The organism is [Micrococcus luteus] ATCC 49442 (assembly GCF_010367585.1).
In the GTDB taxonomy this organism is placed as follows: domain Bacteria; phylum Actinomycetota; class Actinomycetes; order Actinomycetales; family Micrococcaceae; genus Arthrobacter; species Arthrobacter luteus_A.
This window is the reverse complement of record NZ_JAAAXP010000001.1, coordinates 1,009,665-1,021,691: the sequence shown is the minus strand read 5'-3', so window position 1 is coordinate 1,021,691 and position 12,027 is coordinate 1,009,665. Positions and strand designations below refer to the sequence as shown.

The 12,027-nt window shown below is 62.2% G+C and carries 10 protein-coding genes and 1 pseudogene; 4 read left to right on the top strand and 7 right to left on the bottom strand.

Annotation, left to right across the window (positions count from 1 at the left end):
- Positions 1–132: 132 nt before the first annotated feature.
- Positions 133–519 (top strand): DUF1345 domain-containing protein, encoded by a 387-nt coding sequence (locus tag GUV69_RS04715; RefSeq protein WP_208786579.1) that lies wholly within the window; start codon positions 133–135, stop codon positions 517–519.
- A 112-nt stretch (positions 520–631) separates the two neighbouring features.
- Here GUV69_RS04715 and GUV69_RS04710 read toward each other — a convergent pair whose 3' ends face one another.
- The 5 genes from GUV69_RS04710 to GUV69_RS04690 all read right to left on the bottom strand — a co-directional run bounded on the left by GUV69_RS04710 (position 632) and on the right by GUV69_RS04690 (position 6,794).
- Positions 632–1,216, bottom strand: coding sequence for a hypothetical protein (locus GUV69_RS04710; RefSeq protein ID WP_164200210.1), 585 nt, complete (start codon positions 1,214–1,216; stop codon positions 632–634).
- Between the two features lie 13 nt (positions 1,217–1,229).
- Positions 1,230–2,378 carry a zinc-dependent alcohol dehydrogenase gene (locus GUV69_RS04705; protein WP_164200208.1) on the bottom strand — a complete coding sequence of 383 codons (1,149 nt, stop codon included), beginning with the start codon at positions 2,376–2,378 and terminating at the stop codon, positions 1,230–1,232.
- 58 nt (positions 2,379–2,436) lie between these two features.
- Positions 2,437–3,585, bottom strand: a complete 1,149-nt coding sequence (locus tag GUV69_RS04700) for a glutathione-independent formaldehyde dehydrogenase (protein WP_164200206.1) — start codon at positions 3,583–3,585, stop codon at positions 2,437–2,439.
- A gap of 651 nt (positions 3,586–4,236) precedes the next feature.
- Complete coding sequence (locus tag GUV69_RS04695) at positions 4,237–4,431, bottom strand: helix-turn-helix domain-containing protein (RefSeq protein ID WP_164200204.1); 195 nt, start codon at positions 4,429–4,431, stop codon at positions 4,237–4,239.
- Positions 4,432–4,577: 146 nt separating this feature from the next.
- Positions 4,578–6,794, bottom strand: coding sequence for a catalase (locus GUV69_RS04690; RefSeq protein ID WP_164200201.1), 2,217 nt, complete (start codon positions 6,792–6,794; stop codon positions 4,578–4,580).
- A gap of 557 nt (positions 6,795–7,351) precedes the next feature.
- On the opposite strand from GUV69_RS04690, the gene GUV69_RS04685 reads away from it, so the two are divergent.
- Positions 7,352–7,687 (top strand): hypothetical protein, encoded by a 336-nt coding sequence (locus tag GUV69_RS04685; protein ID WP_164200199.1) that lies wholly within the window; start codon positions 7,352–7,354, stop codon positions 7,685–7,687.
- 468 nt (positions 7,688–8,155) lie between these two features.
- Here the strand turns inward: GUV69_RS04685 and GUV69_RS04680 are convergent.
- Both GUV69_RS04680 and GUV69_RS04675 read right to left on the bottom strand, forming a co-directional pair.
- Positions 8,156–8,693: pseudogene (locus tag GUV69_RS04680) on the bottom strand (recombinase family protein).
- 476 nt (positions 8,694–9,169) lie between these two features.
- The gene (locus GUV69_RS04675) at positions 9,170–10,333 is read right to left on the bottom strand and encodes a low temperature requirement protein A (RefSeq protein WP_164200197.1); all 1,164 of its coding nucleotides are present in this window, start codon (positions 10,331–10,333) and stop codon (positions 9,170–9,172) included.
- Positions 10,334–10,777: 444 nt separating this feature from the next.
- Between GUV69_RS04675 and GUV69_RS23105 the strand changes: the two genes are divergently transcribed.
- Both GUV69_RS23105 and GUV69_RS23100 read left to right on the top strand, forming a co-directional pair.
- A complete protein-coding gene (locus GUV69_RS23105; protein ID WP_164200195.1) occupies positions 10,778–11,512 on the top strand; it encodes an integrase catalytic domain-containing protein in 735 nt (244 codons plus the stop codon).
- The gene (locus GUV69_RS23100) at positions 11,509–11,712 is read left to right on the top strand and encodes a hypothetical protein (RefSeq protein ID WP_164200193.1); all 204 of its coding nucleotides are present in this window, start codon (positions 11,509–11,511) and stop codon (positions 11,710–11,712) included. Before GUV69_RS23105 ends, GUV69_RS23100 begins: the two co-directional genes overlap by 4 nt.
- Positions 11,713–12,027: the final 315 nt, after the last annotated feature.

Here is a 12,027-nt window from a genome sequence, read left to right as displayed (position 1 = left end):
CGCACACTGGACGGACGTGAGGATTGAACTTTCCCGGCGTCAGCACCCCTGAGGGCAGGACGGGCCCGCAACGTTCTTTCGAGGAGCATCAATGAACGGTCGGATCCTCTCGTCTGCGTCGCGGTCGGGACCGTGGCCGGCATCCTCACAGCGGTGGCCCTGGAACCTGCCCTTGGGCCCCTGGTCGGGTGGTGCACCGCCGGCATCACCGCTCTGGCATGGGTGTGGCGGATCTGCTGGCGCCAGGACCCGGCAGGGACTGAACGAGTCGCCCGTGATGAGTCCGTCTCCCGTGTGACCGACAATGCTATCATCACCGCTTGTACCGCGAGCATCGCCGCCGTTGTGGTGGCACTGGTCCAGTCCCGCAATCAGAACGGAGATCCGACCTCGGTGGCGTTGGTCATCCTCGGCGTCCTCGGCACGATTGTTGCATGGGCGCTCGTCAACACCGTCTATGCCTTGAAGTATGCCCGCATGTACTTCCTGGATCACCCTATTTCTTCGGCACAGTCCTGATCGCGGTCTCCATCAATCCGGTCACGAACCTCGGCCAAGGGGGACGTGAAGGTGTCACCAGCATTTGCGTTGCTGGTGACACCCTTGGTCCGCTCGTTGGAGGGAACAGATGTTAGGTTTCGCGGTGCTTGCGCACGGCTCTGAGGGCGGCTACAGCCCCCAGCCCCGCCAGTGCCCAGGGGGCGCCGGCGATGATGGGATCGATCCACTGGTGGCTCAGGTCGGCGCGCTTTTTTCCGACTCGGGAGTTCATGCCATGGCGGGAGAACTCGCTGAGCACTCCAGCCTCGGTGATCGGGTTGTCCGGGCGCAGGGTCCCGAACGAGCGCAGGTGGTGTTCCCAGGCGTCCACCCGGTCCGCGGCGATGAGCAGCAGCCAGTGAGCGGCCCGGCCCTCGCTGTACTTGTAGGCATGCTTCCGGATGGCTCCCGATGCCCCCTTGGGTGGAGTGGAGGTCCCAAAAACGGGAGTCACGAAAGCGTGCTCGAGGGACCGTTCCCGGGGCCACTTCTCTTCCTGGCGTTCGGGGAAGTCCCAGTGCGCACCGGTCTCGATCCCGGGCTGCTCGCGGGGGAATGAGGGCCTGTCCGCGGGGTCGAGGTCCGCGCCCCATCCCGGGATTCGGGCCCGCAGGTCCTCCACGGACTCCTTCGGGACAGGCCTGGCGGCGGTGTAAGGCGTAGGTATCTCAGCCACGATGCTCTTCCTTTCAGGCCGGGGTTGGAACGACGAGGGGTTTGATGCAGTCATCGAGTTTCGCGGAGAAGATGTGGTATCCCTCGGCAATGTGCTCCAGCGGGATGCGGTGGGTGACGATGTCGCTGGGCTTCAGGTACCCGTTCCGGATGTGTTCGAACAGCCGGGGCCATTGCCGTTTGACCGGGCACTGGTTCATCCGAAGCGTCAGGCCCTTGTTCATGGCGTCGCCAAACTTCACGGCGCTGAAGATCGGGCCGTATGCCCCTACCACGGACACGGTGCCGCCCTTGCGGACGGAATCGATGGCCCAGTTCAGGGCGATGGGGGACCCGCCCTGCAGTTTCAGTTTGCTGCTGGTGACGTGCTGGAGGAAGTTGCCGTCCGCTTCGGCCCCTACGGCGTCAATCACGACGTCGGCGCCCAGGTAGTCGGTGGTCTTCTTCAGGTGCACCACAATGTCGTCGTACTCCACGAAGTTGTGCGTTTCGGCGTGGGCAAAGGTGCGGGCCTTCTCGAGCCGATACTCCAGGTGGTCGACCACGATCACCCGCCCGGCACCCATCAGCCAGGCCGACTTGGCGGCGAACAGGCCTACCGGCCCGGCGCCGAACACCACCACCGTGTCGCCTTCGACGATGTCGCCCAGTTGCGCGCCGAAGTACCCGGTGGGCAGCGCATCAGTGAGCAGGACGGCGTCCTCGTCATCCATCCAGTCCGGGATCAAGCCCGGCCCCACGTCCGCGAAAGGTACCCGCACATACTCGGACTGGCCGCCGTCGTAACCGCCGCAGGTGTGGGAGTAGCCGTAAATCCCGCCCACCGCCGTCGCATTCGGGTTCACGTTGTGGCAGTTCGAAAACAGGCCGCGGGCACAGAAGTAGCAGGACCCGCAGTAGATGTTAAACGGCACCATCACCCGGTCCCCGGGCTTGAGCCGCTCCACCGACGGGCCGACCTGCTCCACCACGCCGATGAATTCGTGCCCGAATGTCATGCCCACCCGCGTATCGGGCATCATGCCATGATAAAGATGCAGGTCAGAGCCGCAAATAGCGGCCAATGTCACCCGCACGATCGCATCATTAGGATGCTCGATCGGTGGCATGTCCTTTTCTTCCACGCGCACCTTGTAGGGCCCGCGATACACCATTGACCGCATCAGTACCACCTCCGGGAAATCGCTCGCTCCGACATCGAGATCTCCTGTCCGGGCTCTCTCAGGCGCCGGCGGGGTGGAGGACGACTTTGGTCCAGCCGTCTTTGCGACTGTCGAAGTTCTTGTAGCCCTCGGGGGCCTGATCCAGCGGCAGCTCGTGGCTGACGATGAAGGAGGGGCTGGCCTTTCCCCCGGCGATGAGGTCGCGCAGGGCCCGATTGTATTTTTTGACCGGGCACTGCCCCGATCCCATCGTCTGTCCCTTGAACCAGTAGTTTCCGTAGTCGAAGGCCACTTGCCCCTGCTGCGCGAGTTTGTCGGGGGCTCCGGGATCCTGGGGGAGGAACACGCCTACCACGCCCAGGCCACCGACGAACCGGACGGAGTCCACGAGCCGGTTCAAGGTCAGGTTGGGCTGTTCGTTTCCGCCCGGATCATGGGCCTGGTAGCCGACGCATTCGCAGCCCCGGTCTGCCCCGAACCCCATGGTCTGGTCCTTGACGAACTCGACAGGGTCCACCGCGGAATCATCCACAGGGATGGCGCCGATCTGTTCCGCCAGTTTCAGACGGTCACTTTGGCGGTCCACGACCATGACTTTGCCGGCGCCTTTGATGATGGCCGAGTAGGCGGCCATGAGCCCGACGGGTCCTGCACCATAGATGACCACGGAGTCCCCCGGGTACACCCCGGCCAGCTCGGTGGCGTGCCAGCCGGTGGGGAAAATGTCGGCGACCATGACATAGTCGAGCTCCTTCTCCACAGAGTCCTCGCCCAGGCGCAGGCAGTTGAAGTCCCCGTACGGCACCCGCAGATACTCGGCCTGTCCGCCCTGGTACGGTCCCATATCCGCGAACCCGTACGCCGCTCCGGCGAGCTTGGGTTCAGGCTGCATGGTCAGGCAGTAGTTGGTGAAGCCACGGTCGCAATTTTTACAGAATCCGCAGGCGATGTTGAACGGCAGCACCACACGATCGCCCACCTTGACTTTGCTCACCGCCGGGCCGGTCTCGACCACTTCGCCAAGGTTCTCGTGCCCGAAGGAGCGGCCGGCTTCGAAACTGGTGCGCCCCTCGTACATGTGCAGGTCCGAGCCGCAAATATTCGCCGAGGTGATCCGCACGAGTACATCGGCGGGATGCTCAATTTTGGCGTCCGGTACGTCCTCGACGCTGACGTCTTTCGGTCCGTTGTAAACCACTGCCTTCATTTTTTTGCTCTTTTCTTTTGACCCATCCGATCGTTGGCCCAGTAGTCAGCTTCCGGGCGCGCTGCAGAGTCAGAACACGGCAGGAAGCCGGCCCGGAAAGCAGACGGAGTGTCACCCGAATACGCGTATTGGAACTGGCGAGGGAGTGGGGGGAAACAAGGAATGTGGCCTCCGGGCCCAACCAAGGGGTGGGGAGGTCGGAGGTTTTCAGACCGCAGGCTGTCCGGGAAAATCCCGCCGGCCGGTCTGTACGCGAAGAGCAACTGATCGAGACTCAATGCTAAGCACACTTGTTAATGGTGTCGAGGGGTCGCCCGAAAAATATTTGTAGACGATCCCCGTCGAGGACTTGCCGCCAGCCAAGCCGTCCCGGTTTCCTTGGCGCCTCAACGGCTGATTGGTCGCTGTGGTCCCGAAGCCCGACCAACGCAGTCGACGTTCTCGGAACCCATGCGGCCCGAGGTCACGCAATAGGTGCGCGACCTCCTTTGGCGAGGTTGGAGTCGGCCACCAACCCGACCCGGATCGCTTCATCACGCCACGCTGCCACAAGCGGCAGGAGGCTCGACCCATCGACCGCCGATAACCAATCTCCCGTCAAGCTACGGCCGCTTCGGCTCTGGCACAACGAGGCGCCGGCAGGGGAGAGGTTCACCCCGGGTTGGCGTGGTGCAGGTACTGGTAGACGGTCCCGCAGCTGATCCCGTAGTCCCGGGCAAGGACTTTTTTCGGAGCTCTAGCGTCGGCGCGCTGGACGGGCTCTGCCGCGCGTTCCGGTGTGAGGGAATTTTTCCGTCCTTTGTAGGTGCCGCGCTGCTCTCCCAGGTGGTGCTTTCTTTCCGGCATTCCCTGAGGAGGGAGGTGTAAACGTTGTTGGACCTACTCCTCACGGCAAAAGCCCCTGCGTACCAGCGCCGGAGGCAAGGAAGGAAGCGCCGGTCCGGGTACGACGCCGGCGCTTCCTTCCGATGGTTAACTCGCCATGGTTGGGTCTAGGCTGGGGCGGCCGGGAACCGTTCCCATACCCGGTGGGCTGCCAAGAGTCCGGTCAATGCCGTTACCAGGGCTTCAGCATCTTCCTCGGAGACGATCCCGGGGGTATCTTGGGGTATTCCTGCCGCCGTTAGAGCCGCTGCGCCAGCGTGCAATGAGCCAATGGCTTTGGCGTGCCGGAACGCCTCAGTCAGTAGCAGAACTGCCCGCGGGTCGGAGGCGCCCGCGGGAGCGCCGGACTTGGCGTCGAGCCCCGGTGCGGCATCGGGAGCCGGAGCGGCAGCCGCTGAAACGATGACGGCGTCGAACTCGGTGGAGCGCGCGGTCAGGTACGTCCGTTGCACGGGGACCCCGCCGTTGTCTTCTTTTCCCAGGAAGCCGCCCGAGGGAGCAATGACCAGCGGGACGATGCCCTCGGCGTCCAAGGCTTTTCGTACCTTATTCACGGCAGCAAGGTCGCTGCCCTGATCGGCGAGAATTCCTACCACGCGGCCGGCAACGGGCCAGGTCTTGCCCACCTGGGACAGGGCCGGGCTGGGGTCGGACGCCGTTACCTGTTCTGTCGCCGCCGGGACGGGCAGGCCCAGGCCCTTAGCTACTGCGGCGCACAGGCCGGCGTCCACGTTGGCCAGGGCTGCGAGCTGCCGTTCCCGGATGGATTTCTCGTAGCACTTGCCCAGCTCGAACGTGTAGGCCTGGATCACGTGGTCCTGTTCCACCGGGCTGAGGCTGCGGAAAAAGAGGCCTACCTGGCTGTAGTGGTCATCAAAGGAAGCCGGGTTCTTCCGCTCCTTGATGGAGGCTATCAATTCCTCCGGCACGTCAATAAACGCGCCGACATCTTGCCCGGCCAGGAATGGGCAGCCGCCGTCGAGCGAGTTGGGATGGTAAGGAGCAACACCCCCATGGACCGCCTGCTGGTGCATCCCGTCCCGCAGCATGTCGTTCACTGGCGCCTGCGGGCGGTTGATGGGGATCTGGCCGAAGTTGGGCCCGCCCAGCCGGGAAATCTGGGTGTCCAGGTATGAGAACAGGCGTACCTGCAGCAGGGGATCATTGGTGACGTCGATCCCGGGAACCAGGTGACCGGGGTGGAACGCTACCTGTTCGGTTTCGGCGAAGAAGTTTGTGGGGTTGGCGTTAAGGGTCATGACGCCGATGGGCTGGACCGGAGCGAGTTCCTCCGGCACGAACTTGGTGGGGTCCAGCAGGTCGATGCCTTCAAACATCTGGTCGTCGGTGTCCGGGAACGTCTGGACTCCGAGCTCCCACTCCGGGTAGGCGCCGGCTTCGATGGCGTCGGCCAGGTCGCGGCGGTGGAAGTCCGGGTCCATGCCGTTGATGATCTGCGCTTCCTCCCACACCAGCGAGTGGACACCCTGCTTTGGCTTCCAGTGGAACTTCACCAAGGTAGTGCGGCCTTCGGCGTTGACGAACCGGAAGGTGTGGACGCCGAAGCCCTCCATGGTCCGGTACGAACGCGGGATGCCCCTGTCAGACATGTTCCACATGGTGTGCGCCTGGGCCTCGGTGTGCAGGGACACGAAGTCCCAGAAGGTGTCGTGAGCGCTCTGTGCCTGAGGGATCTCACGGTCCGGGTGCGGTTTGGCGGCGTGGACGATGTCCGGGAACTTGATGCCGTCCTGGATGAAGAAGACCGGGATGTTGTTGCCCACCAGGTCGTAGGTGCCTTCGTCGGTGTAGAACTTGGTGGAGAACCCGCGGGTGTCGCGGACGGTGTCGGCAGAGCCCCGGGAGCCCAGCACGGTGGAAAATCGGACGAAGACGGGCGTCTCAACGTCTTTGGCCAGGAAGCCTGCGCGGGTGATGTTGGCTGCAGTGCCGTAGGAGCGGAAGACGCCGTGGGCTCCCGCGCCGCGGGCATGGACCACACGCTCGGGAATGCGTTCGTGGTCAAAGTGTGTGATCTTTTCCCGGAGGTGGTGGTCCTGCAGCAGGATGGGGCCGCGGGAGCCGGCCTTCAGGGAGTGGTCAGTGTCCCGAAGCCGCAGCCCTTGGGTGGTGGTCAGGTACTGGCCTGACTGGGCGCGTGCCGTGGCCGGAGCCCCTGTCGGGCTTCCAGTGGGCGAGACCGCTTCAGGTCCTTGCTGATCCGGCTTGGGCGGCAGGGGCTCCCGCGGAGCTGTGGGCTCTGCCAGGCTGGCAGGCTCGCTTGCGGGGACACCGGGGATCTGGATGTTGCTGTCTTCTGGCACGAATTCTTCTCCTCAAGATCGGAAAGCCCAGCAGTCCTCCGCGAAAACCGGGATACTAAGCGTGCTTAGTACCATAGGCAACGTTTTCCAATGGCACAACTTCCACCCAATGCGTTCACATCCTGACCACTCCGAATATTCTGCGCGGACGGCCGAGAATGAGGGGCTTCACTGGGCCATCCGGCCCTGCCTTCCTGCCTGAATATCCCGCCGTGACCAGGTACAGGCGGACGAGGCCTAACCCCGGAATTTGCGGGCAATAAGCCCGGTCAAACACGCCATGTTTGATGTCACGCGCAGCCTCTTCCAGGGCACTCCCCGTCAATTTCTAGGCGCCGCTATTGAGAATCTGTAAAGCCGGTGTTAGGGCAATGACCAGTAGCCGGGAGGGCGGCGAAGAGCACGTGGTACTGCAGCTCCAGGGCTCATAACAACTCCCTCGATAGGGCCGGGGGCATTTAGAACGGCCGCAACTCGTAGCTACGAGAGATCAAACATGCATGGACTGAAAGCCTGTCCTTAATTGGGCGCTTCGCCGCCGAGGATACGATTTCGGCATGAACAGCGATGAGATCTGGCTGCTACAGCTCTGGAGCGGCACATTTGGAGCGTCGATAGGTGCGATTGCTGCGGCCGGTGTTGCCCTTCTCTTAGGTTGGCGAAGCAATAAGCATCAATTGAGACTAGCTGCGCTTGCACGTCGTCAGGCCGCTGCCTTAGCGGAAGAACAGTTAGCTTCACAGGAGAGATCTTTGCGCCAACAACTGGACGATCAACGTGCTGAAGCGTCTAAGGCACGCTACTTCGAGGCGATAGGGGCATTTGTAGCCACTGTAGAGGCTGGCCGCAGCGGGTTCACGAGCGTGATTAGAACGACGTATTCGCTGAATTAGAAGCTGCAAGAGTACGAATGGCTCTTGACCCCGGCTCTCCGGAGTTGATGGATGAACTAGTTGGATCGCCTCTCCTCATCCGGACAATGTGCCGAGCGGCGAGTTTCGAGCACGCTGAACGCATAGCTGACGGAGCACCGATTAGATGCCTACGCGCGACAGCTCCGGAACTTACCCGGACAATCGAAGATTGGCCTCATGCCAGCGCGGAGGAACGAGTAGCGCTACTCTCCCTCCTGAGAGAGACACGTTCCGAGGCCTGGGAGATTATGGACGAGTACAAAGAGGTCCAGATGTCATTGTCCGAGCGCCCTGAAATAGCTAGCCTTTGGCGAGCTACCGGCGGTCTTGGCTGAGAACTTCTACAGCGGATAATGTACCTTCCGCCAAGCTGGCGCCGCGTTGGCCGTGGAACGACCAGGGGCGGCGGGGCGCGATTCACCCCAGTTTGGCGTGGCGCAGGTACTGCTAGACGGTCTCCCTGCTGATCCCGTAGTCACCGGCAAGGAGGACTTTCGGGACACCGGTGCCGGCCAGTTGGACCAGCTCGGCTACGCATTCCGGAGTGAGGGTCTTTTTCCGTCCTTTGTAGGCGCCGCGCTGCTTTGCCAGGGCGATACCTTCCCTCTGGCGTTCCCTGATGAGGGAGCGTTCGAATTCGGCAAAGGCGCCCATGACGGAGAGCATGAGGTTTGCCATGGGGGAGTCCCCGCCGGTGAAGACCAGACTCTCTTTGACGAACTCCACCCGCACACCCTTGCGGGTCAGGCCCTGGACCAAGGCCCGCAGGTCGTCGAGGTTCCGGGCGAGCCGGTCCATGCTGTGCACGACCAAGGTGTCGCTGTCTCGGGCGAACCGCAGCAGTTCGGTGAGTTGTGGCCTGGGCGGTGTCCCGGCCGGATGCCTTGTCTGTGAAGACACGGTCAAGAACCTGGCCTTCGAGCTGGCGTTTCTCCTTCTGGTCCAGAGTGCTTACCCGTACATACCCGATTCGCTGTCCAGCCACTGCGCTCCACCCATCGTCCTGTCAGGCTGAGTTCTAGGCTCGCTCGAGAAGAAAGTCAAGGGTCCGGGACCTCGGTCGTCAGATTGGGACGTACTTCAGAGTTTCATAACTAGCCAATCCGGGTTTCGGTTGCAGCTATTTCTTCCCAAGCACATTGAGAGTCCTAGCAGGGGCAGCGGTTGCGAGGATGCCCCTGCCAGAGTTAGGAGACCCGCTGTCGTGGAGAAATAAGGCAGATGCTGGTACGTGCTACCAGCCGCGCTTGGCCACGGGGTAGGGAATCCACGTTACGAAGGACCCGTCGTCGTGCCTGTATCAGCGAACAACCGCCGGCCGGATCGGTGGTACAGGCACAACACCCCGGGCTGCGAAGGATGTAACGGTGCACCGCGGGACAGATGGGGGAGGGGGCTGGCGGAAGACTCCTTAGGCTGTCAAAGCCGGCCCGGGATACATTCCCTGCATCCAATAGGACGTCAGCGGGCTCCCTGTTGCGTTCGGCGGCGGCGGTTCATGGTGTCGGAAACTGCTACGCCCACGAGGGGAAGAACGGCCCCCATGGCGGCAACGAAGGCGGGGAGGAGAAGGCTTAAATTTGCCAGCACCACTAAGGCTCCAATGCCGACGAGATCAGATGAGTGGCGTAGGCCCAGTACCTGTCGAATAAAAAAGCCCCGGCCGGCAAGGAAGAGAACCGGCCCACTAAATAGAAGCAGAACGGTGGACAGGTCGGGGCGGGCGGCCGGATCGCTGATCACGAGCTGATCACCAACCGCCACCAGGATCAGGCCTGCCAGTAACATGACCAAGGTGTTGCCAGCCAAAATGCCGGGTCGGAACTGATCATCGACAGAAGCAAGCTTTTCCAGAATGTCCTGTTCGAGACCATGGAAATAGCACCACCAGATCGCGATGCTTCCGGCCAAACTTATGGTCCCGGTCAGAAATATCAAGGGGTCCTCCAGATTGCCTGCAATCGCCAGGCCGGTTGAGAGGATCGTCTCGCCGAGCGCGATCAGGTAGAACAACCCGAACCGCTCAAAGATCCTCTCTCCCGGGACCGGTACCCTGCTTCCTTCGGTTTTCCGGCCCGGCAACCGGTGCGCCAGCATATGGCCGGCCAGATCGATCGCGGCAGCGACACCCCAACACATCAAACGCGGCCCCGGACTGAAGAAGACGCCGGCAATCCAAAGCGGCGCACTCATAAACCCCCAGATCAGAGTGCGCACGAAATGGTTGTGGGTGGTGCGGTCAAGTCCGACCGTGAGCATCCACGCGCCGCGGCCCAGCTGGACCAGAAGGTAGCTCGCAGCAAAAAGCCAACCGAAGGCGCCAAACGCTGAGCCGATTGAGGCGTTCATGAACAGTGTGACAAGCATGACGATCAGCAGCATCCACTGGACCTCAATCCGCGAAGTATCCAGCAACGTCGCCGACCAGGTCGTGTACACCCACACCTTATAGACCGCAAGAAGAAGCACAAATGTCTCACCGGCCCCCATCCAGGAGGGATGTTCCAGCAAATGATGGGACAGCTGAGATAGCGCGAAGACAAAGACCAGATCGAAGAAGAGCTCAAGGCGCGTAACCCGGTCTCCGGAGGTCCCGGAACGCATCAGCGACCTGGCACGGAACATGAGTATCCTCCACTGGACCAGGCGCGCACGGATGCCCCGTCCTGTTGTCGACAAGACTGACCACGCTCAGCAAGAAAGTCAAGGGGGCGCGTTGACTCGTAGAAAACCTCCGCGTAGGCGGATACGTTGCCTCAATTGAAAACCTCCGCCTGGCGGCGTGGTTATCGGCTGTGGCAGTGGGTGCGCGCTATGCCCGTTTTCATGGAGCTAACGATGATTCACTGGCAAGCGGTGACCAAGAAGAAAGCCTTCGTCTACAAGAACGCCGATCGTGCAAGAAAGCCCGGATCCTGAACGAGCTGGTCGAACTGACCGGTTGGCATCGCGACTACACCAGGGCCGCCCTGCGGGAAGCCCTGGTGCTGAAAGATCGTCAAGCCCAGACCGGGCAGGACGCATGTCTACGGCCCCGATCTGCTAGACCCGTTGATCAGGTGCTGGGCGGTGCTGCGCGCTCCTGCCGGCAGGCTCCTGGCCCCGATGCTGCCGGTCCTGGTACCGCTGCTGTGCCGGGACAAAAAGCTTGAGATCACCGACGCGCAGGCCGAGCTGCTGGTGCGGATGAGCGCGGCGACCATCGACCGGAAACTCTCCGGTGAACGGGCGAAACTCTTCCCGCGCGGCCGGTCCCACACCAAGCCCGGCACGTTGCTGAAATCCCAGATCCCGGTCCGGACCTGGGCCGAATGGGACGACGCCGTCCCGGGATTCGTGGAAATCGATTTGGTCGGCCACGAAGGAGGCAACAGCTTCGGGGAATTCTGCTTCGCCCTGACCGTGACGGACATTTCCACCGGCTGGACAGTAAACCGGTCCGTGCGGAACAAGGCGGTCAAATTGGTCTTCGAAGCCCTCGAACACGTCATTGCGGTGTTCCCCTTCCCGGTCATCGGGATCGATTCGGACAACGGCTCCGAGTTCATCAATGACCACCTGCTCGCCTACTGCCAGGAGCACCAGATCACCTTCACCCGGTCCCGGCCGGGGAACAAGAACGATGGCGCGCACGTCGAGCAGAAGAACTGGGCATGGTCCGGGAACTGGTCGGCTACCTCCGCTCTGACACCGCCGCGGAGCTGGAGAAACTCAACGAAATCTGGGAGCTGGACCGGGTCTTCACCAACTATCTGCTGCCCCAGCAAAAACTCATACAGAGGCAGCGGCACGGCGCGAAAGTGACCAAAAAGCCCGACGCCCCTGCCACACCCCACCAACGCGCGATCCGGCACGAGAAGATGCGCAAACGCCCGATCATCCAGATGAACGCCGCCTTCAAACAGATCAAGCCCGGCGATCTCTCACGCCAGATCCTGGCACTCACAGCCCGCAGTACCTCCGGGAAGAGCGATTCGTTGCCTCATCTGAAAACCTCCGGATGAGGGTTTCGTTGCCTCCGTCAAGAGGGCATGGACAAACTAAGAAATCCGGAGGTTTTTCAATGACGTCTATGCATGCCTTCCAGTCGCCGGGCATCAGGCAAGCGAATGCCCCCGTCGGACGGCGGTCAGCAGGCGCTAAGGAACGTTCCGGAATCAGCGGATCCAGATGGGCGCCGGCTGGCTGGCCCTGCGTCTGGACAACGTCGGGTCAGCACTGGTGAACTTGGAGTCCGCCGCTCCCACCGAATACCGGGGCGGCTCCATGCGCATCTTCCCTAGGCCGAGGCGTGGCTGGCTGGGACCCACCTGTGCTCG